Raw genomic sequence first — 23,480 nt, 5'->3', positions numbered from 1 at the left:
TGATTGAGTAATAGCTAGCTATTGCGATTGAATGCAACGTAGCTATTTATTATTTTAACCAACAAGATAGATCAGATACTTATGCGGATTGGTATCAGTCAACAATAATTTAACATTGTTACAAGTTATTCATCGAGAGTAAATATCATTGCTTCATAAGAGTCCCCTTAATACAGTAATGAAACCGTAACATTGACCAGTTAATCTTGGATAGAATTAATAACTACTATGGATACTTATGAAAAAATCACTTATTGCTTTATCTCTGAGCTTTGTTTGTTCAATTAGTTTAGCCGAATCTACTGTTAAAAATGTCATTCTAATGATTGGGGATGGCATGGGCCCTGGACAGATGGGGTTATTAGAAGAGTATGCACGAAAAGCGCCGAATTCAATCTACCGAGGTCGTGATAGCGCATTAAAAACAATGATAGATAATGGCGTTCTTGGCATGTCACTGCACAGCCCCGCAGACGCCTTAGTGGTTGATTCCGCTTGTTCTGCTTCTCACCTTGCTTCAGGCGTTGATGCCCCCTCTGAGGCAATTGGCATCGATATGGATGGCAACCCTGTTGAGTCTGTTTTAGAAATAGCAAAAAAACTAGGAAAATCAACAGGATTAGTGTCAGATACCCGTTTAACCCACGCAACACCCGCCGCTTTTGCAGCTCACCAACCACATCGTTCATTAGAATCTAAAATTGCACAAGAGATGCTCGCCAATAATGTGGATGTGATGTTATCGGGTGGATTACGCTACTGGATCCCACAATCAGTCAATAAAAAAGAGGCACTTTATCAAACACTTGTTAAACAAACGGGAGGTCATATAAAGATAAAATCAAAGCGTAAAGATGAAAAAAACCTCTTAACTCAAGCATCACAAGCGGGCTATTCTGTGGTGCACACCCGATCTGACTTAGCGCAAGTAAAACAGGGTAAAATACTCGGTTTATTTTCCTATTCAGGCATGTTAGATGGCATAACCTATACACAAACAAAAAATTCACCACAGCGTACTCAGCCCAGTTTAAAAGAGATGACCGTCAAAGCATTAGAGATATTATCTCAAGATCCTGATGGTTTCTTTTTAATGATTGAAGCGGGTCAAATCGATTGGGCAGGTCACGATAATGATGCGGCTACCATGTTGCATGAGATGTTGAAATTTGACGAAACACTACAATATGTTTACGACTGGGTAAAAGATCGCAACGATACGTTAGTCGTTGTGACAGCAGATCATGAAACAGGTGGATTTGGTTTTAGTTACTCACGCGCTAATACACCGAAGGCGGAGAAACGCAGCGGTAGCGCTTTCAAAACGCGTGACTACAAACCTAACTTTAACTTTGGTGCATTACAAATTTTAGATAAGTTATACGCACAAAAACTCAGTTTCCCTAATATGATGAAAGCGTTTAATAAGGGGGATAAAAGCCCTGCATCATTACAAAAAATAGTAAACGATAACAGTGAGTTTAAAATTTCCATTGCACAGGCAGAAGATATTTTACAGACAGAAAATAATGTTTATTATCAACAAGGACATAAATATTTAGATAAAAAAACCTTTCCTAAAGTGAATGATTTTAAAGCCTTCTACGTTTATGGTGATGAAATTCGCCACGACTTAATTGGCAGAGCAATGAGTGAGGAGCAAAATATCGTTTGGTCGACGGGCACTCATACCGATACGCCCGTCGCGGTGATAGCCATTGGACCGACACAACTCAGCGCACAATTTTCAACACTGACTCACCATACTGAAATTGGTAAGTTACTAATTAAAGCGGTACAAAATAAATAAGTATCTTGGGAGGTTACCCTCCCATTTTCAAAAAACTACAACTCCATCGCGGTGGTTAAATTTTCATGCGTTAGACTTTTAAAATCTATCGAGGGTGAAACCCGTTGTGGCTTACTTTTCTCTACCAACGTGGGCTCAGCATACAATGTTTTCATCGGTGTATGTTCCTCTTTTTGAGAAAAACGAACTGGGTTATTTAACTGCTTATTAAACTGTTCAACTAAAGCGGTTATCTCTGCTTGATAAACGTGGATCTCAACACGGCGCTCACTACGATTATTTTTAATGCTACGTTCAACACTGATTGGCTCACTTGAGCCTAACGATAAAATAGCTAACTGATCCTCATTAACCCCTTTATTAACCAGGTATTGTGCTACCTTTTGTGCACGTTTTTTAGCAAGGTTACGATTATAAAGCGTATTGCCAGAACGATCTGCGTACCCTACCACCTGCCAAACTGCTTTATGACTATCAACGGCGATTTGCATCAACTCAGCAGTTTCATTTAGTGAATAAAAATACTCAGGGTTTATCTCACTTGAATCAAAACCAAAAAACACTTTATTTGCAATGGTCAGCGACAATGCCGTTTCATCAATTAAGGGCTTATTTTCATATTTATCCTGTTGCATAGACGTGAGTTGCTCATACTCAAGTGTATAATCGTAAGGCTCATCTGACTCCGGTGCATAGCTATCTTCAATGATGGTCGTTGCAATAAAATCAGCTTCTTCTATCTGTAGATTTGCTTCTACAATAGCGGCTAATGTTTCATTGTCGGTACTCACAATACTTTGTGCAAAAGCATCAACAGTACGGTTTTGATAAAACGCAACCATGCTCGTCGTTTCATGGCGTGGCTGGTATTTATCCCAAGAGATAAATGCAGCGGTGACAGCAGAGATGATCACGATACTTAATACTGATTTTTTAAATGTGTTATTTTTTTTAGTTTTCATGTTGTTATCCTTTTTAAAAAAGAGTGTTGTTTTGACACATTCATTAAAGCAAATCGTTGTGTTTTTTTAGGGGTAACAAAATGGCAAACTGCTGATCAATGATGTTCAAAAAAGGGCAATGTGCCTGACAGACTATTTCCTTTGCAATTTTTCGTTATAATGAATAAAAGTAACTACTCAGCACCCCTTCAAATTTGAGTTGTTTTTATAAAAATAGATTGTAAATGCTCAGGGCTAAGCCATTTATGCTTAGTTCAAGGCGAAAAAACGCAGTTTAGTGGTTTAAATGAGCATTTTTCAACACGGTTATCATAGATAACTGAAGTTTAACCACGAACAAGCCTTAAATTGCAACGACCTGAGTAGTTACCAATAAAAAAGGGTAAATAGATGAAACGTATCGCCATTGTTGAAGATGAAAAAGATATTCGCGAAAACTATGCTGACTTGATGAAAAAACATGGCTATCAAGTTGAAACTTATGAAAATCGACTCGATGCAATCAGTGCGTTTGAAATTCGTTTACCCGATTTAGCGATTATTGATATCGGACTTGGCGCCGAATATGATGGTGGATTTCAACTTTGCCAAGCACTGCGTCAACTCTCTGCCACTTTACCCATTATCTTTTTAACCGCACGCGACAATGACTTTGACACTATCTCAGGTTTGCGTTTAGGGGCGGATGATTACCTCACTAAAAATATTGGTTTAGAACATTTAATGGTGCGTATTAGCGCCCTATTTCGCCGTGTTGATTTGCTACAAAAACCGACACAACAGAGCAATATTATCAAACGAGGCGCACTCACCATTGATAGCGACAGAATGGTTATCTTATGGAAAGAACAGTCACTGGCGTTCACCGTCACAGAGTTTTGGATTGTACATGCACTGGCCAAGCGCACCGGTATAGTACGTGATCGTCAACAGTTAATGCGTGATGCAAATATGGTAGTGGATGACAATACCATCACCTCACACGTAAAACGTATTCGCAAAAAATTTATCAACTTAGATGCTGACTTTAACGAAATCACTGCGGTTTATGGTATGGGCTATCGCTGGGATGTAAGTGAGCCATCATGAGCTTCACTCTGGGTTTACGCACTAAAGCGACCTTATTAGCCAGCTTTTTCCTTATTTTACCTTGGATTGGTTATCAATATATCTTAGAGATGGAAAGTTTTTTACGCCAAGGGCAAGAACAAACTTTAATGGGTACGACACGCGCGGTGGCAACTGCGTTGCATGAACGTCCTAAACTATTTAATCGCCAAGCAAGTTTTTTAAATAAAGTAGAAGATGGCAAAGACCTTTATGCTTACCCATTAAAAAATCCTATTAAACTCGATGGTAAGCTCGACGATTGGCAAGCGTACTTTACTAAAAGTACGCTTTACGGACAATCACAAACAATCTACCAAAAAAACAAAAACAGTAATAACCCTATCTCATTTCGCCAACTACTTGGTACAAAAGGAAAGTATCTATATGGTTACCTACAAGTTACCGATAAACACCCCATTTTTAGAGATAAAAACAGCCGTTTTTTAAATAAAAATGATCACCTGATCATCGCCATCAGTGATCCCGCTAATCAGCTAAAACGTTATATTATCTCGCCAGAAAAAAAGGGCTGGTTTAATGGTTACCTGATCGAAGATAATCCTGCAACACAAGGCTTAGGGCAAGAGAGCACTCCACCACAACGAGAGAAACGACTGCAAGGTTTTTGGCAAACAACAAAAATAGGTTATAACATTGAGTTTCGTCTGCCCATCACCCTGTTGGGCGATAAACTTGGGTTTTCTCTGTATACCTCCTCAAATAAAAAAACAGGTGAAATAGACAATATTATCGCCACCTCCGACACTCAAAACCTACAAAAACTGGGGACGATTTTAGTGCCCTCTCCTGAGATTGATAAAATTCTAAAAGGGTTAAGCCATAGCCAATCTCGGCTGTGGGTCGTGGACAGACATCAACGGGTATTAGCAAGTGCGGGAGATATTCGTCACGCCAATGGTGTATGGACAGATAATAGCGATAAAAACGTATCGTTATCATGGTGGAAAAAGCTACAAAACCAACTGCTAAAACCGCTTTACCGTTTAATATTATCAGCGCCTAATAATGATTTCGTCGATGAACTAAAAGGCTCTACAAAACTTAATAGTGAATTTATTAAAATGGCTTTATCGGGGCAATCACAATCGAGTTGGCGCTTAACCAATGATAATAAAACAATGATTTTGTCGGCGGCGAGCCCCATTTTTGTGGGGGATAAAGTGATGGGCATCGTTGTCGCAGAAGAGACCACCAACGGTATTCGTAGTTTGCGTAATAAAGCACTGGAAAAGTTGTTTAATAGTTTAATCGTTATTATTGTGATTGGCACACTGCTACTGTTTCTCTTCACTGCAAATATCGCCTCACGTATCACCAAACTGCGCGATCAAACAGAGAGTGCGATTGATCAACAGGGACGCATTTCAGCCCCCTTTAGCCCTTCAACATCCGGTGATGAAATTGGTGATCTGTCACGAGGTTTGTCAGACATGGTGAGTCGATTAGGACAATATCACCTTTATTTAGAAAATTTAGCATCACGCCTCTCTCATGAATTACACACACCCGTTGCTGTAGTGCGTTCGTCACTGGAAAATCTAGCTCTGTTGCCACAAAATGAAGAGAATCAGAAATACATTAAACGTGCGCAAACAGGCATTTTACGTCTCAATCGCATCTTAACCAACATGAGTGAAGCAACGCGACTTGAGCAAAGTTTACAACGGGGAGAAAAAGAGATCTTGCCACTTAATGAGCTGTTAAAAGGTGTATTTCAGGGGGTTCAAATGACCTATCCAGCGCAATTATTCCTGTTAAATAACAGCAAAAAAACTGTCAACATTTATGCAGATCCTGATTTTATCATGCAGTGTTTAGATAAACTGATCAACAATGCAATGGAATTTAGCCCAGCAAAAAGCCCAATCACCCTCAGTCTTCATATTGCCTCTGGGATGGCGGTTATTTGCATCAAAAACAAAGGGTCACTGCTACCTGAAAATATGAGTGATGAACTGTTAAACTCCATGGTTTCAATTCGTAACAATAACGCCCCAGATAAAACCCATCTTGGATTAGGACTATTTATTGCTAAGATGATTTGTGATTTTCACCACGCTAAAATCACCATTAACAACAATCAAGAAAACAATGGTGTGGATGTCACGCTATCTTTTCCACTTTTAAAAACGAGTTAATATGAGAAAACCAGCCACCTCAAACAAAGCCATCAATGCCCTAAAAATGTTATCTCAAGTACAGCACTCTTTTGTTAAACAGCTCAGCCAATTGTGCCAAACACAACCGTTACCTGAGCAGTTTAAATCCGTGTTGTGGCTACGTGATAATGGCATTCACGGAGGAGGTGTCCGTTTTGAAGCGCCTCAAAATAGCCTGTTTAATCAAGCCTCCGTGAATGTGTCACAAATTCAATATGAAGATCAAGCAGATAAGGCATTTATCTCTGCAACAGCACTTTCCACCATCATTCATCCCCTTAATGCGCTTATCCCCTCTATTCATATCCATGTTAGCTGGACAGAGTTACGCTCTGGGAAAAGTTATTGGCGCTTAATGGCCGATTTAAACCCTGCGATTGTTTGTGAACAAGATAAAAAACGTTTTAATGAAATATTACAGCAACTGGGTGGCGACTATTTTGATAACGCCACGACGCAAGGCAATGAATATTTTTATATTCCCGCACTGAAAAAACATCGGGGTGTTAGCCATTTTTATCTGGAGGAATTTAACCCTACTCACGAGGATGGGAAGCAGTTTGCCAAGCAGTTTTTGACTGGTGTCATTGAGTGTTACATCGCTATTTTCAGCGAACACTTAAAGCAGAAAAGGATTAATAACGAAGCACAGATTCAAACACAACTTGATTATCATACCCTCTACTTTTATCAGGTCTTAACCCTTGATAAAGGCACAACCTCAGGATTATTGGTGCATGATCAAAACGATGTTGGCACATTAGGCTCTTTGCCCGCCTTTATTAACCGTCCGTTATTAAGCCAATGGATAGGTCAAACACCCACACCACGCGATGGGTTAGTAGAAGCCCTATTAGAGGTATTACCGGAGGATGAGCGATGTGAAATATCGGTACAGGTGAAAGCCAATATCGCGCAGGTTATACGTGATCACTACCAACATCATCCACTTTTAAAATAGGTAATTGCACCTTAACCAACAACCCTCCCAATGGGGATGATTCAAAACTGAGCTTACCTTGATGAAATTCAGCAATTTTTTTCACTAAGGTTAGTCCCAATCCAGCCCCCTTACCCTGCTGTTGATGCTGTCGATAAAAACGATCGGTTAATCGCCCATATAAAAGTTTGCACTTCGTTGGTTGGGGTTACACCATTAGGTGATGCCCTCGTTAATGAGTCCAACATCAGTTTCAATGCGAATATGCTCTCATCATCAAAGGTTTTACGGGTACTCATCGCAGGTTCAATACATGTGTAATACTTAATTGCCCCGTTCCATCAAAAATAAAAGAGCTTGGCATGCCTTGCAGTTTATATTTTTCACCAAGCTCACCCGTAGGATCAGAGTAAAGTAAAAAATTAGCAGGCAATTTTGTTAAAAATCGATCCGCCATCTTTTTATCTCTGTCTAAATTGATACCTATCACCACCAACCCATCATCTTTATACTTTTCCTGCATTTTGTTTAACCACGGAAACAATTTTCGACACGGCCCACACCATGATGCCCAAAAATCAAGGTACACCACTTTATTTTTATACTGGTTCAGATCAAACTCATTCAACCACCCTGCATTGGCATAAACAGAGGATGAAAATAGGTTTAATATCAATACGACAGTCAGCAATAAATGTTTCATAGATTCACAGTCCCTTATTTTTATATGTTAATACCAATTACATTAAGTATGTGATCTAAATTTTGCGCAGGGGAAACAGCTTAATTCAAGGCGTAAATGGTTGTTTCCTTTGCGAAACTTACAACGCGGAAGTGAGTTGTTTTAACCAGTAAAATAGATCAGCTATTTACTGTTATTGGTATCAGTATGCACACTGAACCTTAAGGTTTTCTTAACGCTTAAAATATTTCTGTAATTAAATTTTTAAAGGTTCTTAAATAGCGTAAAATATCGCGAAATTCACAGGAGAGCAGAAAATGACTAAATTAACCATTACCCGACCAGACGACTGGCATGTACATCTACGTGACGGCGATGTTTTAAAAGATACCGTACGTGATACCAGCCGTTATATGGGTCGCGCAATCATTATGCCAAACTTGATGCCTCCAGTGACCACCACAGAACTTGCACTGGCTTATCAAAAACGCATTATGGCAGCCAATCCAATGCCAACCTTTACGCCATTAATGACCTTATACCTTACCGATAACACCACTGCCGATGAGATAAAAAAAGCAAAAAATGCAGGCATAGTGGCGGCAAAACTTTACCCCGCAGGCGCAACCACTAACTCGGATTCAGGCGTAACCTCAACGGCAAACATTAAAGATGCATTAGTTGCGATGCAAGAAGTGGGTATGTTGCTATTAATTCACGGTGAAGTAACCACCAATGATATTGATATTTTTGACAGGGAAGAGCAGTTCCTCACAACGGTGCTTACCCCTTTAGTTGCAGAATACCCAAACCTTAAAATTGTGGTTGAGCATATCACCACTAAAAATGCAGTAGAGTTTGTTGAAAATGCAAGTGATAATGTAGCTGCAACCATTACTGTCCATCATCTAATGTTTAACCGTAACCATATGTTAGTGGGTGGTATTAAACCCCACTTTTACTGCTTACCTATTTTAAAACGTAATATTCATCAGCAAGCATTAATAAAAGTGGCCACCAGTGGCTCTAAAAAATTCTTTTTAGGTACTGACTCAGCCCCTCATACGAAAGAGAGCAAAGAGTCTGGTTGTGGTTGCGCAGGATCATACAGCGCATTTGCAGCGGTTGAGTTATATGCAGAGGTCTTTGATGCTGCAGGTGCGCTGGATAAGTTAGAAGCATTTACCAGCTTTAACGGCCCAGATTTTTATAATCTACCGCGTAATACCGATACCATTGATCTGCACAAAGTCTCGTGGAAAGTGCCTGAAGAGCTTGGTTTTGGTGGCAATAAAGTCGTGCCTATCAAAGCGGGTGAAAGTGTTGATTGGAAGATTCTTTGGTAAAACCGAGAAAAACTTAAAGACACGACCACAGAGGTGCTAAGAATAAAACAGTCATTACACGTTTTTATATTTTCTTCCTTAACTCTGTGGTTAATTCTTTTATGTTTTTCCTGAATTCAATGCATCAATATTAATGGTCATTATTAATATTGATAACTAATTGTAAATGAACCATATTTACTCACATTCTCTTGCCCTTCAAACTGCTTATTGCCACGCAGTACCGAAAACACAAAACCCCAGTGATGATATAAAGCAGAAACACCCATACTGGCAATTACCTGCTCATGAATCAATTCAACAGAGTGACTATCGGAAAATGTATTACCATTAAGCGTGATATCATTAAACAAATAACTCGCATAAACAGAAGTAAAGAGTTGCCAATAAAATGTATTATTTGAATGAGCGCTAAGCCCAGAGATTAAGCGACTGGTATTAGCACTAATGGAAGCATAAGATTGATCCAACATATTGCCAATACGTACCGTTAATCCAGTTCCTATATCACTGCGTAAATTGCCCACACCTAATTCACTATAAGAACTTGTATCAAACGAAATATTTTCTGAAAATGAATAGATATAAAAACGTTCAATATGCTCAGCTTCGACACGAAAAACCAACTCATTATTTATCTGATTATCCCAGCCCTCTGGCGTTGTTGCATCAATTATCTCATGAATAATGGTTTGGCTCTGCTCTGCAAATGAAGCGGGCCCAGCAACACCTAAAATCAAGCCTAAACTATTCGCCCTATTATCGGCATAGCTACGGATTTTGCTGTGCCATAAAAGTGTGCCTGCATAGGGGCGATCATCTTCAATTAGCGTAATTTGTGAAAGTTCACTAGGAGTATAGATAGATTGTGATATCCCATATGCAATTGAATACTGTTTCTCTGTATCTTGATTGATATAGGTCCAATCACTTAAAAAACGGATCCAATCAGGCATTTCAATGGAGGAAAACGCATTATAACCCAACGCTCCCCATGCGTATGACATACCATTACTATAACCATCATCACTACTGTTTCTCGCACTCATCACATCATTTTCAAAGGTAAACTGATACCAACTAATTTTATCTTGTTGGCTTGTAGAGGCTGATTGTGACTGCGCGAGAGAGCTAAAGAAGCAACAAACAAAGGTAAAAACTTTAAACATAAATAGGCTCATGAAGATAAAATTAAAGTAAAATGTTAGTTTATGAAAACACTAAAATTAACATCCTATTTTCGGTTAGTTATGTTTTTTCCCATACCACCTTGCCAACGGCAAAGCACTTAAACCATGTGCCACAATGCTCATTAATACGGTCACAGTGACCACTGCATAGATCGTTTCAAAACCTTTAATACCGCCTACCTCATGTGCCACAATCAGCACATACAAGATAGAAGCGATTCCCCTTGGCCCGAACCATGCAATAAAGCTCATCGTTGCAAAATCGATCTTTTTACCATCAAGCTTTGCTCCTATTAAGCAGATAATAACAGGTAACATACGCAGTAGCGTTAAGCTAAGGAGTGAATATATGATGATATTGAGGTTAATAAATTGATAAGTGACCGGTACAAATGCCAGACCAAATAGAAAGAAACTAACCAAGACTAAAAACTCACCTTCACTTTCAGCAAACTCTTCAATATGCTCACGCATCGGAGCACTGGTATTACCCGCATACAAGCCCGCAAAAAAAGCAGCGATAAAACCATTACCATGAAAGACTTCAGCAAGATAAAAAGCGAGTATCGCTAAAGCAATAGGGATCAGATTTTTATAACTTGATTGCATCCACTGCTTTTTAACAGAAAACTGTGTTAATTTGGTGCCAACATAACCAATAAACGCGCCGACTAATGCACCAAATATGACCTGCTTCAGCACATAACCCATCCAACCACCTTCACCATCACCCGTTAGACCACTGACAATCATTGCGACAACCGTAATAACAAGCGGAAAAACAATTCCGTCATTCAGACCACTTTCAACATTAATGGTTGAACGTATCTTTGCGGGTACCATTGGATCGGAAACCACCGCTTTACCAAGGGCTGCATCTGTTGGTGTTAATAACAAAGCAAGCAGTAGCATATAAATCGCAGGCTCATTAGGGAACATTAACTGTGCAACAAATGTCCCGGCAATAATGGTAATGGGCAAACCAATCAATAATAATCGTGCCGGTAAGCGCCATGATTGACGCAGTAGTTTTAGATCCAGCAGTGCAGCATCACTAAATAAGACTAATACCAAAGCAAGCTCTACAATAATGGTGACAAATTCAGCATCTACTTGCAGGGTTGAAATATTTAATAATAATGGTGATATTAATAATCCTAACCCCGTAAAAACCATTGGCCCAGAGATATTAAAACGGGTTAATACCTTCGATATATAACCATAAGCTAACACCAATATTGCAATGGTTAAAATCACACTATGCTCTGCCATCATTTTTCCTTAAAAATATAAAAAAGGCGAGTTAGTTAACTCGCCTTTTGATTAGATAATTACTTAAATAGTGACGATCAGTGGAATGGAAAGAAGTAGCTCATCCACGATGACATACGTAATATAATTCGACGCATAATGGAAACATGTTCAAAACTGTCAGAGTAGATTGCACTTTGACCATAAGATCCACCCGGGACATACTGTGCTAAATCAGCAAAGCGAGGGTCGGTGATCTTAATTTGTACAGGGATTCGCCCAGGAATCAGTCCTCTCAAACCAAGGTGCAGCATCGCACCATTCGCCTGCACTTCACCTTCCGCGAGCACGGGTAATACTTTGATAACTTCACCTGTAAATACTTTACCCGGCAGTGCATCAAACGCAATTTCAGCTTCAAACCCTGCTTTTAAACGCATTGAGCTATTTTGACGATACCAACCTACGTAAACAAAAGAGTCTTCTTGTACAAATACCATCGCAGGACGCAGTGGCATCGGCACCACATATAGCCCAGGATAAACCAACATATGGGTAACATAACCATCACTGGCGGCACGTACTTCAGTACGATCTAAATCGTATTGTGCATCACTTAATTTCGCAGTGAGATCATCCATTTTCGCTTTAGTAATATCAACATCACGCTGTTTACCAATCCTTCTCTTTCTTAACTCCACCGCTCTTTTATAATCTAAGGTGATAGAGACAAGTTGCGCACTTAATGAATCGACTTTATTTTGAAAAGGAATAGGATCAATGCTAAATAACAGATGCCCTTTTTTAATCGGGGTATTCGGTTCTACATTTACCGAAATCACTTTACCACGCACCGCAGGAATAACAGGCGTTGAGACAAAATACTTACGAGTCACTTCTGAATAGGGATGGTTATAATTCATCAACATGATCAATGTACCGATCAATACCACACCACCTAATACAGCGGTAGGTACCGTCCATTTGTTAAGTGGAATTTTAAATATTTTAAAAATGGCAATACAGATAGCGGTATAGGTTAATATTAATATTAAATCCATTATTTACTTCCCTCTTGATCCGCAATGATATTACTTTCAATTTCACTGAATGAGTCGTGTGATATTTTTTGCTCTGAAATGTGGCTCTCTTGTTTTGCTTGTAGTTTTTGTTCTAACTGTTCAATACGCTCATTCAGCTTGGCAAACTGTTTCTCATTTTCACTGTTATCGACACTCTTAATACCTTTTTCAGAGAAGCCCCAGCCTCTGTCTTCACGATATAGCGTTGCCCAGATCCATAAAAAGGGCCAAAGTACATGTAATGTAAATAGGCTGATCCAGCCCGCAACGTGCAACGCATCTTGTTGCGGATGATTACGATGTTTAGCAATCTCATAAGGGATATCATGGATTACAATGATCCCATAAAAGAGGGTTAAGGCGACAAACACCAAGATGCCAAGGGCAATATATTCGAGCATAAAAAACTCCATGTAAAATAGATAAAAAAGAAGTATGACAGATAAAAAAACCTATCGGATGATTTGTCTGATAGTTTCAATACAAATCACAAAATAGGCTTTTAAAAAGAGAATGTTGCTCAATTAATCTTCAAATAGCGGCATTTTTTTCAGGTAGGTTGTTAATAGTACAATACGTACCCCATTAACACGCCCCTCAATCTGCTCAGGGTTATCTAAAAGTGAGATGTTACGTACCGGTGTGCCACGCTTAGCAGTAAAACCCGCGCCTTTCACATCAAGATCTTTAATCAGCGTTACGTTATCACCCGCCACTAACACTGTGCCGTTAGAATCACGCGTGGGTGTTACCTCTTCAATGTTGTCTGCATCCACACCATAATCCGCCCACGCTTTAGTTTCATCCTCCATATAAAACATATCCAGCAGGTCTTGCGCCCAATTTTCTGTTTTCGCTAAACGTGTTAACAAACGAAACGCAGTGACTTGCACTGCAGGCACTTGACTCCACATACTGTCGTTTAAACAGCGCCAATGGTTATTATCCATCGGTGCTTCTTTATCAAGTTGCGATTGGCAGGTTTTACACACTAATACAGACTTATCAGAGTTTGGCTCTTTAGCTGGTGGCACTTCAAAAACAAAAAGCTCGCCAGTTGTGGCACAAAGCTCACATGCAGAATTATTACGCTCTTTAAGAGCCGCTAAAATGGGCATAAATTAATACCTTAAAAGTTTGATGAATAAAAAATGGCGAGTTTACTCCTCTTTTAAATCACTGGCAAACAGTAACTTGATTACCTAATGCCGTTTCATTGATCACGTTCAGTAGTGAATATTCGCTAAAATCAACATCATCGTTATGACGTATATAAACATCCTGTTCAAGCGACTTCATCATCACACCACCTGCCTTTAACAGTGCGTAATTGGTTTTTTCAACAACAGTCGGAATACCGTTATAATCACGACGCTCGCTTTTATCCACACAAGCATAACGAATATCATCACGAATCAAATAATCATAGCTCTGCACGGCACTGCCACGTGAATAAAACGGCACACCTAACACCAGTTTATTTTTAATAACACAACGCTGCGTCCAATAAGTAATCGCATCTTTTGCATCTTGCATTGAAGAGTGTAACGAGTCGTTATTGGTTGAATCAAAAGCGAGTAGATTGATGAAATCCACATATTGAAAATTTTCTGTAGAAAGCTTATTTGCAAGTTTCTCATCTTCCCCCGAAGGAGCGGTCATGCTCAAGAACTTGCCTTGCTCTTTTAACTCATCAGATAATTTTTTAAGAAGATACTTTAAACGATCAGATTCGCTGTCCGAGTCAATTGTTGACCAGTTAATATCAATTCCGTCTAACGCATACTCTTCAATAAAATTGACGATATTATTGACGAAGGTTTTCGTTAAGGTTTTATCACTCGCAATACTATTAAAAATAGTATCATCAGCATTTCCAAGTGAAATAGCCACTTTTACGCTCTGTGTGTGAGCAAGTAAAACCAAATCTTCTAGCGGGTCAATATCTTCAGGCGTATTAAGTGTAGCATCCGCGTTAAACGTGATAGAGGCATAATTAACATGGGTTAAAGAGGAGAAATGTACTAATTCTAAATTGTCACTGCTTGCATCTGGATCATCGTTATCGGGTGACCAATAGGCAACTTTTTTGAAGGTGACAGGCGTTGTATCTTCCAAGCACACTTCAGGCTCTTTAATCCAATGATCACCAATCACATCGGTAAATTGGTTGTCATCACAACCACTCAAAACAAATAACAATAATAATGGCAAGCTTTTATAAATAGATGGCACATTCATTCCCCAGCAACGTTAATTAAAAATAATATTACTTACCTAAAAAGAGGAAGCAAGCTAAAATGACAGATTACTTACTCTTCCCCTTAATTTAGGCAGATTCTATGAACGAACTATTAACTATCGCGGAGCAAAACTTAATTTTGCATCGCCATCCAAGACATAAAAAAGAGACATTACAGGCATGGGATTCTGCTGATGAGTATTTGATCAACCATTTTACTGAAAATGAGCTTGAAAAACAGTTAGGCTCCGATGGTCAACTGTTGATTATTAACGATGGTTTTGGCGCACTAAGCTGTTTTTTCCAAGATTTAAAACGCACTACAATCACTGATTCATACCTTTCATTGAGCTCTATTAAACTGAATATGCAGCGCAACAACTGCAATGAAGACAATATTTTACTGCAGGATTGTCTTCAGGACTTTCCTGAGAATGTAAAAGTGGTATTAATCAAAATCCCTAAAACAAACTCATACCTTGAATACTTACTGCAACAATTAGCAGCGGTTATCTCGCCTGACACCATTATTGTGGCGGCGGGTAAAGTGAATCTTATCCATAATTCAACATTAGAGTTGTTTGAAAAATATATTGGCAGTACAAAAACATCATTGGCTAAAAAGAAATCACGTTTGATTTTTAGTCTTGTTGAGCGCCAAACTATCCCAGAAAAAGAGATTGCTATCACGTGGGAAATGGAAGCACAGCAGTGGAAAATTCACAACCATGCCAATGTATTCTCACGCAACCATTTAGATATTGGGGGGCGTTACCTAATGGAACACTTACCTGAAGGCAACTTTGAAAAAGTAGTTGATTTAGGTTGTGGTAATGGCGTTGTGGGCATGACTGCAATGGAAACTTACCCAGATGCACATGTTACTTTTATTGATGAGTCATTCATGGCGGTGGATTCTGCACGTATTAACGTCATTAAAAACTTTGAAGAAGAGCGTAGCGATAACGCACGTTTTGTAGTGAACAATGGTCTACTTGGTTTTAAAGGCGGTAGCTACGACCTTATCCTTTGCAATCCTCCTTTCCACCAGCAGCAAGTGATTACAGACCACATTGCATGGAGCATGTTCAATGAAGCGCGTTTCGCGTTAGCAGATAATGGTGAATTGATCATTGTGGGTAATCGTCATCTTGATTACCAAGACAAGCTAGAGCGTATTTTTGGTAACTGTGAATTAGTGACCGAAAACAAAAAGTTTGTTATTTTACGCGCAGTGAAAATGGACTAGTTTTCCTGCTCTAAGACAGAAAAGCAACTCAAATAGTTGCTTTTTTTATGCCTGATATACGGGGAAATACAGACATAAAAAAACCGCTTAACTTTCGCCAAGCGGTGTTGAAATTAGCAAATCAGTTTATTTTAAAACAAACCAATTGCATTGATAAATACAAAGATAATCGCAATGGGTGCAACAAAGCGTAATAGGAACATTACAAATTTATGCTGACCATCAGAAAGATTAAACTCCTCTTTTACAAATTCATCTTTCATAAACCAACCCACAAACACTGAAATTAACAAACCACCTAACGGTAATAAGATATTAGCCGTTAAATAATCTAAACCATCAAAGATAGTTTTACCATCACCCATAAATGGTAACAATGTCCACTCTGCACCTGACAGTGAAAAGATAGTTAATAAGCTTAATAGCCAAATTGCAACACCCGCTACGATAGCTGCTTTACCTCGGGTTAACCCTTGGCGCTCGACTAAATAAGCAGCAGCTGGCTCAAGCAGTGCAATCGCAGAAGTAAAGGCTGCAAAAACTACCATCACAAAGAACAATGTCCCTACCACATCGCCCATTGGCATTGAACCAAACGCAATTGGTAGCGCTTGGAACAATAAACCAGGACCCGCACTTGGCTCTAAACCGTGTGCAAATACGATTGGATAGATAGCAAGACCTGCAATCAGTGCAACAAGCGTATCGGCAAAGGCGATCATGATAGAGGTTTTAGCAATGGATACACCTTCAGGCAGGTAAGCACCGTAAACCATCATGATACCTGACGCTAAACTTAACGTGAAGAAAGCATGACCGAGTGCAACCAGTACACCTTCAATGGTTAATTTAGAGAAATCGATAGTGAACATAAAATCAAATGCAGCGGCGAAGTCACCGACAATTGATGAGTAGATCATAATACCCACTAGCAAGAAAAACATAGCCGGCATCAAGTAAGTGACCGCTGTTTCCAGACCGTCTTTTACCCCTTTAGAGAGAACGTAAACAACAGAAGCAACAATGATGGTGGTATAGATAAGTAAATTTGGCACACTGCTTACTAGGTTACCAAATAATGCACCAATCGCTTCTGCATTAGTTGCAGGGTTAGCGGCTGCAGCACTAAATTCACCCGTACCGGCATAAAATACGTAAGCTACTGCCCAACCAGCAATAACAACATAGAAACTTAAAATAAGGAAACCGGCTAATACCCCCATTGAACCAATAATTGACCAATGTGAAGAGTGACCCGATTCGGTTGATACCATAGCGGCCGCATTCGCAGCTGTAGAGCGCCCACGCTTACCAATGGCAACTTCTGCCATCATCACAGGGATACCAATAAACAGAATACAAAGCATATAAACTAATACAAAAGCACCACCCCCATTCTCACCCATAATGTAAGGAAATTTCCACAAGTTACCTAAGCCAACAGCTGCACCTGTCGCAGCTAAAATATATGCGTATTTATTTGACCAACGATTGGAAACGTGAGTTTCAGTATTCATTTAAAACCTTTAAATTAAGAAAATATGCTTCTTTATAGAGAGTTTAAGATATTAATTCAAGGATATGGGAATGGTATATTTACCAATAAATGACAAACAAAAAATCACAAAACGACTAAAAACACAACAAAAGTGAATTAATACTCAAATACAGAGTTTAAAGTGATTTTTTATGCGCACAGAGTGGCATTTGTTACAGCAGTGTTAATAGTTTTAAATGAGACCTCAAGCAATTTGAAAAGAATACCCGTTATTTTCATCGGCTGTTTTTATCAAACTCAATTTACCTGATGTCACCTTGATTATTTGAAATTGTTTAAGAAATTTCCGAGGGGTTAATTGATGAACTTGATCCATTAACATACATAAAACAAACTCTTTTTCATCTTCTAATACCAGGTAATGTGCCGATTCATTACTGCTCTTTGCCGTTAAGCTCACATGTGCCATAAGGTCAAGAGCGCTCTCTACGGGGGAACTATTATTAGTAAATAACCAACTTTTAGGCATGATAGGTTTATGAAACAGTTCAATGGCTAAAATATGTAATATAATGTTGCAGGAAAACGCTGCTTCGTACTCTTTAAAGGCAAGACTTTCAAAAAGTTGCATATAACGAGCAACATCATCAACAGTAAAGGGAATAGGTTTATCGTCAGGTAACACCAGCATATTACTTTTATAGGAGATATCGATAAGATAATCCCCCATTTGCAGTGTTAATAGGGCTCTTTGTTTATCGAAAACCCATTGCCAATTGGACTTTGGACTAAAATCCATATTTCACCCGACGTTAATTAGAAGATCTAAAATAATAAACCTTGTTTATATTTTAATCAAATATTGTTTACAATTTGCTTGACGAGTGGTGGGCCTTGATAGATAAAACCACTGTAGATCTGTACCAAGCTTGCGCCTGCATCTATCTTCTCTTTTGCCGCGATCACGCTATCAATTCCACCCACACCAATAATTGGAATTTCACCTTTAAGATGTGAAGCAAACTTTTTAATCACCAGTGTACTTTTACTCTGCAATGGACGACCACTTAAACCACCCGCTTCGCTTGCATGTGACATACCTTTGATCATTTCACGATCTAAGGTGGTATTGGTTGCTATCAACCCATCAACTTTATATTTAAGCAGTGACTTAGCAATGGACTCTATCTCTTCATCACTTAAATCGGGCGCAACTTTAAGTGCAATAGGCACATATTTATCATGTTTTTTATGTAACTCTGCTTGACGTATTTTCAGTGACGATAATAGGTCATCTAACGCCTCACCATATTGCAATGAGCGTAATCCGGGCGTATTGGGCGAAGAGATATTAACGGCAATATAACCCGCATGGTTATAAACTTTATCCATACATAAAAGGTAATCATTTTTTCCATCTTCAACAGGTGTTGCAAAATTTTTACCAATATTAATACCGATAATACCTTTGAAGTTACTCTCTTTAACATTGTTAATTAGATTATCAACACCGAGGTTATTAAACCCCATGCGATTGATAATACCTTCTGACTCTAAAACACGAAATATGCGTGGTGATTCATTACCCGGTTGTCCTACTGGTGTAACAGTGCCAATTTCAATATGACCAAATCCCATTGCACCAAAAGCATCGATACACTCACCATTTTTATCAAGGCCAGCGGCAAGTCCTAATGAGTTTGGAAAGGTAAGCCCCATTACAGTTACTGGACGTTGCTGTACTTTTTGACGGTAGAAAAGATCTAATACCGTACCATGGGTCATTTTAAGTTGCTTAATCGAGAGATCATGGGCTTTTTCTGGATTGAGTAGGAATAAAAAACTACGCATAATGCGATAAAACATAAATAATGTCCTTTAAAATAAATGAGATAAATGATGTGACTATTGTACCGATAAATCCATAAAATGGATCAGTTATTTTAAGTTTAGATTCTGGTAACTATGTACGCGTGCTCGCCACCCTTTTAACCAGCGAAACTCATCTCTTGGGGCATTTTTAACACGGCGCGTTAACATCTCATCAGCAGCTAAGCCAAAACTACGCAGTGGATTTTCATAATGCGCTGGCATCGCTAATAAAACCTGCTTAAGCCCCCAACCTTCTCCTTGGTAACGCTCTTTTTCATTGATCCCCTCTCCTTTAAAATTCACATAATCAAGTAGCGTAAAGATCCCCTCTGGCGTTGCTAATTGTTGTAGATTTCTGGTAATTATTTTTTGCTCTGCAAGGCGACTGCTTTCAATAATATGAGGAATCGCATTTTCTAAACGTAAAATAATAAAGCGCACTTGTAATGCTAATTGCTCACTCAATAACCTGCGTAGCTGAGTTAATGGTGGTTTATCAAATTGGGCATAAAATTGTTCACGTGATTTCCATGGTGCAACCTCTGCGTCAATTAGCCATTGAGGTAGTTCAACACCCTGTTTTGACATAAATTGAATTAACTGCGGAAACTGCTCTTTGAAGGGGCCTTTTTTCGTGGTTGGATACCAGATAAAATGCCCAAGTCCGAGTGAAGGGAAGTCTTCACCACGATTCCAAGTCGTCAAGTGTTGAATTTTTTGTTTTCCCTCATTTTTCCAGATCAATAAACCGAGTTGCTCTGCTTGTAAGGGGCTTAAATTGACGTTATAGGGAGCACTGAACAGGGGAAAACTAGAGAGAGAAAATAATAATACAAAAAGAGTACGAAACATGTAACTGACCTATCGAATTAAAGATAATAATTAAACCACAAAATGAAAGCTCATACTTTGCATAATGGCTTCACGCTTCTCTTGAGCTGCAACTTGCATATAAGCATGCACTGCACCAAGTTGTTTTGAGCTTGGCTGGTCATATCCGAGACTTTGATGCAAAGTGTCTTTCTGTTTTTCAGAAAGCATCATGGAAAACTGCTCAGCCTTTGCTTTTTTAGCAACAGGTACAACTTCACTCACATTGGCAGAGCTGACATTTTTCGCTGTCGTACTCTTCACTGTGTTAAGTGGTTTTGTTACAAATGTGCTGTTATTTACAATTGCCATCTATTTTCCAATTGTGTTTTTAAGTAATAAACATAGACAATTTATTATATCCCTAAAAAATAGTGTAAATGTTCCGGGCTAAGCCATTTATGCTTAGGTCAAGGCAAAAAGTGCGGTTTAATCCTCTAAATGAGCATTTTTCAACGATGACATAAGCTTAAATGGCAACGGCCTGAGTGTTTACCGTCCCGGTAGTTTTTTCCATGTTACTTTATCTCGTAAATAGACAGGCCTAGCATGCTCTGGTAATACGGTTAACCCCTGTTTTACATCATTGATCACTTGCTCAAGCATATACGTTGCTGACGGGAACTCAATATCTAACAAACGTGCACTATTGCGCCCTTCATTACGCTCTTCATAAAAGTAGTCTAAAAGTTCAGGATATGCGCCCCATCCACTGCCTACTAACGCTGCATTTTCAACAACCGTTAACTCAGATGCTAAAAGCAACGCTGGTTTTATCACCACCTCTTCATTTACCAGTGTCATTAACTCGCCAGCTAACTGGTAGTGTGCAAAATAAATTTCACCCATTCGTGCATCAATAGCAGCATAAACATCTGATACTTGCTCTGTTTTATACGCTTGCTGCGCCATCGCTTGTAGTGTTGATACACCTACCATCGATTTTTCGATGCCGAAGGCTAAACCTTGTGCAATACTGATGCCAATACGCACTCCCGTAAAACTACCCGGGCCTCGCCCGTAAGCAACAATATCAATATCACTGAGTGCCACGCCCGCATCTGCTAACACCGCTTCAACCGTAGGCAAAATTTTAGTGGTGTGCTCACGCGGGGCTAACATAAATTGTTCGCTGATAACTTGCTCAGTATCTGAGTGCTGTAACACAGCAACAGAGCAAGCTTCCGTTGATGTATCAACACATAATATGTTTAATTTTGTAGACATTTAAAAACCTGTTAATCAATATTTTTCAAGAAAGTGATCGCATTCTCTAATGAGCGAGTGCGTGGCATGCACGGTAAACTATTCAAGAAAAGATTACCATATTTACGTGTTACTAAACGATTATCACAAACAATCAGTACTCCCCTGTCTTGCTCTGCACGAATCAAACGTCCGATACCCTGTTTAAAGGTGATCACCGCTTGGGGTAGCTGCACATCAAAAAAGGGATCTTTGCCTTTTAACATAGCATCTTCAATGCGTGCTTTAAGCAATGGTTCTTCGGGAGAACTAAAGGGAATTTTATCAATAATGACACAAGAAAGCGCTTGCCCTCGTACATCGACCCCTTCCCAAAAACTGCCCGTTGCCACCAGCAAGGCATTACCATGTTCAATAAATTCATCAAGCAATGCTTGTTTACTTTTTTCACCCTGCAACAAAACAGGCATGGTCAGTGTTTGCCGAAACCCCGTCGCAAGCTGATTCATCATTGCATGGCTAGTGCATAAAAAGAAGCAACGACCTTTACTGGCACGAATAACAGGCGCAAGCGTTTCGACCAGTTTACTGGCAAGTCCAGGGGTTCCCGGCTCTGGTAATAAACGCGGTACTACAAACAACGTTTGGGTGGCGTAATCAAAGGGGCTATTAAGCTGTAAACATTGGCTATCTTGCAACCCTAACAATTCAGTAAAATGGTTAAATTTACCTTTTACCGAGAGTGTTGCCGAGGTAAATATCCAAGCGGCCTGTTTCTTCTGACATTCTAATTGAAAGCGATCTGCAACACTTAAAGGGGTAATATTGAGCGAGAAGTGCTGCCTTGTGCAATCAAACCAATAACTAAAGCCACTTTCATTAACATCATTTAATTTTTTAAACAGCAAGGTAAATTGATTTAAACGCTCAAAACAGTGATCTAATACCTCACTTTTTCCGAGTCGTTCAATCAATACATCATTTAAAAAATGCATCACCTGCACTAAACGTTGTGCATGTAATTGCATCACACGCTCTCGTGACTTTTCTCGCCAACTGCCAGTACCTTTATCTATCGCAAAAGCTAAACGAAAATCCAGCGCAGCAATACGCAGTTGCTCTGCAGCTTTTGATATCTGTTTTGCTTCACGTAGCTCAGTGCGATAGACAAAATCGATATCTTTAGCGAGCTCAATTAACTGCTTGCTTGACAACGATTCACCAAAATAGAGACTGGCAATATCGGGCAGTTGATGCGCTTCATCAAAAATATAGGTACCCGCTTCAGGAATTAACTCACCAAATCCAGTCTCTTTCACCGCTAAGTCGGCAAAAAACAGATGATGATTGATCACCACCAAATCTGCATCCATCGCTTTTTTACGTGCTTTAACAATAAAACAATCATCGAAACTGGGGCACTCTCGGCCTAAACAGTTATCGTTGTTACTGGTAATGGCAGGGATAATAAAGGCATCTTCAGCTAAATTTTCAATTTCAGCAATATCACCTGTTTTCGTTGAAAGTGACCAGTTTTTTATCTTTACTAACTCAATCTGTAACGCTTTCTCTTTATGTTTGCTCTCTAACATAAAACGGCTTAAACGTTCATTACACAGATAGTTACTGCGCCCTTTAAGTAGCGTTACCGTGCCGGTAAATTCGGTTGCTTTTATCAGCAACGGTAAGTCTTTAATATAGAGTTGTTCTTGCAGCGCTTTACTGCCCGTGGATATGATGATTTTTGAACTATCCGCTTTATTAAAGGAGAGCAACGCAGGTGCTAAATATGCAAAAGTTTTACCCGTCCCCGTTTCAGCTTCCACCACTAACGGTTGTTTACTTTTAATCACCGACGCAACCGCTTCTGCCATCTCAACCTGTGCATCACGGGCAATAAAATGGGGTAATATTTGACTTAACGCACCTGATGGTGAAAAAAAAGAGGAGATCAAACGGGTTACTCTTGATGACGGATTAATTGCCTGTA

The 23,480-nt window shown here is 39.3% G+C and carries 23 protein-coding genes; 6 read left to right on the top strand and 17 right to left on the bottom strand.

The window, feature by feature from the left end; genetic code table 11:
• Positions 1 to 238: 238 nt before the first annotated feature.
• On the top strand, positions 239 to 1,810 hold the full coding sequence (locus G322_RS0100390) for an alkaline phosphatase (RefSeq protein ID WP_022939829.1): 1,572 nt from the start codon (positions 239 to 241) through the stop codon (positions 1,808 to 1,810).
• Between the two features lie 35 nt (positions 1,811 to 1,845).
• Here G322_RS0100390 and G322_RS0100385 read toward each other — a convergent pair whose 3' ends face one another.
• On the bottom strand, positions 1,846 to 2,772 hold the full coding sequence (locus G322_RS0100385) for an OmpA family protein (protein WP_022939828.1): 927 nt from the start codon (positions 2,770 to 2,772) through the stop codon (positions 1,846 to 1,848).
• A 390-nt stretch (positions 2,773 to 3,162) separates the two neighbouring features.
• Between G322_RS0100385 and pdsR the strand changes: the two genes are divergently transcribed.
• The 3 genes from pdsR to G322_RS0100370 are packed head-to-tail and all read left to right on the top strand — an operon-like array spanning position 3,163 to position 7,023.
• The gene (gene pdsR, locus G322_RS0100380) at positions 3,163 to 3,861 is read left to right on the top strand and encodes a proteobacterial dedicated sortase system response regulator (protein WP_022939827.1); all 699 of its coding nucleotides are present in this window, start codon (positions 3,163 to 3,165) and stop codon (positions 3,859 to 3,861) included.
• Positions 3,858 to 6,041, top strand: a complete 2,184-nt coding sequence (gene pdsS, locus G322_RS0100375) for a proteobacterial dedicated sortase system histidine kinase (protein WP_022939826.1) — start codon at positions 3,858 to 3,860, stop codon at positions 6,039 to 6,041. Before pdsR ends, pdsS begins: the two co-directional genes overlap by 4 nt.
• Before the next feature lies 1 nt (position 6,042).
• On the top strand, positions 6,043 to 7,023 hold the full coding sequence (locus tag G322_RS0100370; RefSeq protein ID WP_022939825.1) for a coproporphyrinogen III oxidase: 981 nt from the start codon (positions 6,043 to 6,045) through the stop codon (positions 7,021 to 7,023).
• Here G322_RS0100370 and G322_RS24705 read toward each other — a convergent pair.
• The 3 genes from G322_RS24705 to G322_RS19570 are packed head-to-tail and all read right to left on the bottom strand — an operon-like array spanning position 6,983 to position 7,705.
• Positions 6,983 to 7,123 carry a HAMP domain-containing histidine kinase gene (locus G322_RS24705; protein WP_084683656.1) on the bottom strand — a complete coding sequence of 47 codons (141 nt, stop codon included), beginning with the start codon at positions 7,121 to 7,123 and terminating at the stop codon, positions 6,983 to 6,985. The genes G322_RS0100370 and G322_RS24705 overlap by 41 nt on opposite strands.
• A 10-nt stretch (positions 7,124 to 7,133) precedes the next feature.
• Positions 7,134 to 7,301: a hypothetical protein gene (locus G322_RS23165; protein ID WP_022939824.1), complete on the bottom strand. Its 168-nt coding sequence runs from the start codon at positions 7,299 to 7,301 to the stop codon at positions 7,134 to 7,136.
• Positions 7,298 to 7,705 (bottom strand): TlpA disulfide reductase family protein, encoded by a 408-nt coding sequence (locus G322_RS19570; RefSeq protein WP_022939823.1) that lies wholly within the window; start codon positions 7,703 to 7,705, stop codon positions 7,298 to 7,300. The genes G322_RS23165 and G322_RS19570 overlap by 4 nt, the downstream gene beginning before the upstream one ends.
• A 296-nt stretch (positions 7,706 to 8,001) precedes the next feature.
• Between G322_RS19570 and pyrC the strand changes: the two genes are divergently transcribed.
• On the top strand, positions 8,002 to 9,030 hold the full coding sequence (pyrC, locus tag G322_RS0100355) for a dihydroorotase (protein WP_022939822.1): 1,029 nt from the start codon (positions 8,002 to 8,004) through the stop codon (positions 9,028 to 9,030).
• A 143-nt stretch (positions 9,031 to 9,173) separates the two neighbouring features.
• Here pyrC and G322_RS0100350 read toward each other — a convergent pair whose 3' ends face one another.
• The 6 genes from G322_RS0100350 to G322_RS19560 form a co-directional block, all read right to left on the bottom strand.
• Positions 9,174 to 10,199: a lipid A deacylase LpxR family protein gene (locus tag G322_RS0100350; RefSeq protein ID WP_022939821.1), complete on the bottom strand. Its 1,026-nt coding sequence runs from the start codon at positions 10,197 to 10,199 to the stop codon at positions 9,174 to 9,176.
• Positions 10,200 to 10,274: 75 nt separating this feature from the next.
• Positions 10,275 to 11,492: a cation:proton antiporter gene (locus tag G322_RS0100345; RefSeq protein ID WP_022939820.1), complete on the bottom strand. Its 1,218-nt coding sequence runs from the start codon at positions 11,490 to 11,492 to the stop codon at positions 10,275 to 10,277.
• 77 nt (positions 11,493 to 11,569) lie between these two features.
• Complete coding sequence (locus tag G322_RS0100340; RefSeq protein ID WP_022939819.1) at positions 11,570 to 12,532, bottom strand: HlyD family secretion protein; 963 nt, start codon at positions 12,530 to 12,532, stop codon at positions 11,570 to 11,572.
• Positions 12,532 to 12,954 (bottom strand): DUF3302 domain-containing protein, encoded by a 423-nt coding sequence (locus G322_RS19565; RefSeq protein ID WP_022939818.1) that lies wholly within the window; start codon positions 12,952 to 12,954, stop codon positions 12,532 to 12,534. Before G322_RS19565 ends, G322_RS0100340 begins: the two co-directional genes overlap by 1 nt.
• Positions 12,955 to 13,077: 123 nt before the next feature.
• Positions 13,078 to 13,671 carry a PhnA domain-containing protein gene (locus G322_RS0100330; protein ID WP_022939817.1) on the bottom strand — a complete coding sequence of 198 codons (594 nt, stop codon included), beginning with the start codon at positions 13,669 to 13,671 and terminating at the stop codon, positions 13,078 to 13,080.
• 58 nt (positions 13,672 to 13,729) lie between these two features.
• Positions 13,730 to 14,788, bottom strand: coding sequence for a glycosyl hydrolase family 18 protein (locus tag G322_RS19560; RefSeq protein WP_169337452.1), 1,059 nt, complete (start codon positions 14,786 to 14,788; stop codon positions 13,730 to 13,732).
• Between the two features lie 107 nt (positions 14,789 to 14,895).
• Here G322_RS19560 and G322_RS0100320 point away from each other — a divergent pair, with 107 nt between their 5' ends.
• Positions 14,896 to 16,044 carry a methyltransferase gene (locus tag G322_RS0100320; protein WP_022939815.1) on the top strand — a complete coding sequence of 383 codons (1,149 nt, stop codon included), beginning with the start codon at positions 14,896 to 14,898 and terminating at the stop codon, positions 16,042 to 16,044.
• A gap of 131 nt (positions 16,045 to 16,175) precedes the next feature.
• On the opposite strand, the gene G322_RS0100315 is transcribed toward G322_RS0100320, so the two are convergent.
• The 7 genes from G322_RS0100315 to yoaA all read right to left on the bottom strand — a co-directional run bounded on the left by G322_RS0100315 (position 16,176) and on the right by yoaA (position 23,445).
• Positions 16,176 to 17,561 carry a sodium-dependent transporter gene (locus G322_RS0100315; protein WP_022939814.1) on the bottom strand — a complete coding sequence of 462 codons (1,386 nt, stop codon included), beginning with the start codon at positions 17,559 to 17,561 and terminating at the stop codon, positions 16,176 to 16,178.
• 225 nt (positions 17,562 to 17,786) lie between these two features.
• Positions 17,787 to 18,341 (bottom strand): cell division protein ZapC domain-containing protein, encoded by a 555-nt coding sequence (locus G322_RS22080; RefSeq protein WP_022939813.1) that lies wholly within the window; start codon positions 18,339 to 18,341, stop codon positions 17,787 to 17,789.
• A gap of 56 nt (positions 18,342 to 18,397) precedes the next feature.
• The gene (gene pyrD / locus G322_RS0100305; protein ID WP_022939812.1) at positions 18,398 to 19,408 is read right to left on the bottom strand and encodes a quinone-dependent dihydroorotate dehydrogenase; all 1,011 of its coding nucleotides are present in this window, start codon (positions 19,406 to 19,408) and stop codon (positions 18,398 to 18,400) included.
• 72 nt (positions 19,409 to 19,480) lie between these two features.
• Positions 19,481 to 20,266: a hypothetical protein gene (locus tag G322_RS0100300; RefSeq protein WP_022939811.1), complete on the bottom strand. Its 786-nt coding sequence runs from the start codon at positions 20,264 to 20,266 to the stop codon at positions 19,481 to 19,483.
• 30 nt (positions 20,267 to 20,296) lie between these two features.
• Positions 20,297 to 20,596 (bottom strand): hypothetical protein, encoded by a 300-nt coding sequence (locus G322_RS0100295; RefSeq protein WP_022939810.1) that lies wholly within the window; start codon positions 20,594 to 20,596, stop codon positions 20,297 to 20,299.
• Positions 20,597 to 20,776: 180 nt separating this feature from the next.
• Positions 20,777 to 21,511 carry a tRNA (adenosine(37)-N6)-threonylcarbamoyltransferase complex dimerization subunit type 1 TsaB gene (tsaB, locus tag G322_RS0100290; RefSeq protein ID WP_022939809.1) on the bottom strand — a complete coding sequence of 245 codons (735 nt, stop codon included), beginning with the start codon at positions 21,509 to 21,511 and terminating at the stop codon, positions 20,777 to 20,779.
• Positions 21,512 to 21,522: 11 nt separating this feature from the next.
• Positions 21,523 to 23,445 (bottom strand): DNA repair helicase YoaA, encoded by a 1,923-nt coding sequence (yoaA, locus tag G322_RS0100285; RefSeq protein WP_022939808.1) that lies wholly within the window; start codon positions 23,443 to 23,445, stop codon positions 21,523 to 21,525.
• Positions 23,446 to 23,480: the final 35 nt, after the last annotated feature.

It is taken from the genome of Psychromonas hadalis ATCC BAA-638, assembly GCF_000420245.1.
Lineage (GTDB): Bacteria > Pseudomonadota > Gammaproteobacteria > Enterobacterales > Psychromonadaceae > Psychromonas > Psychromonas hadalis.
This window is presented reverse-complemented; position numbering and strand designations above follow the sequence as displayed.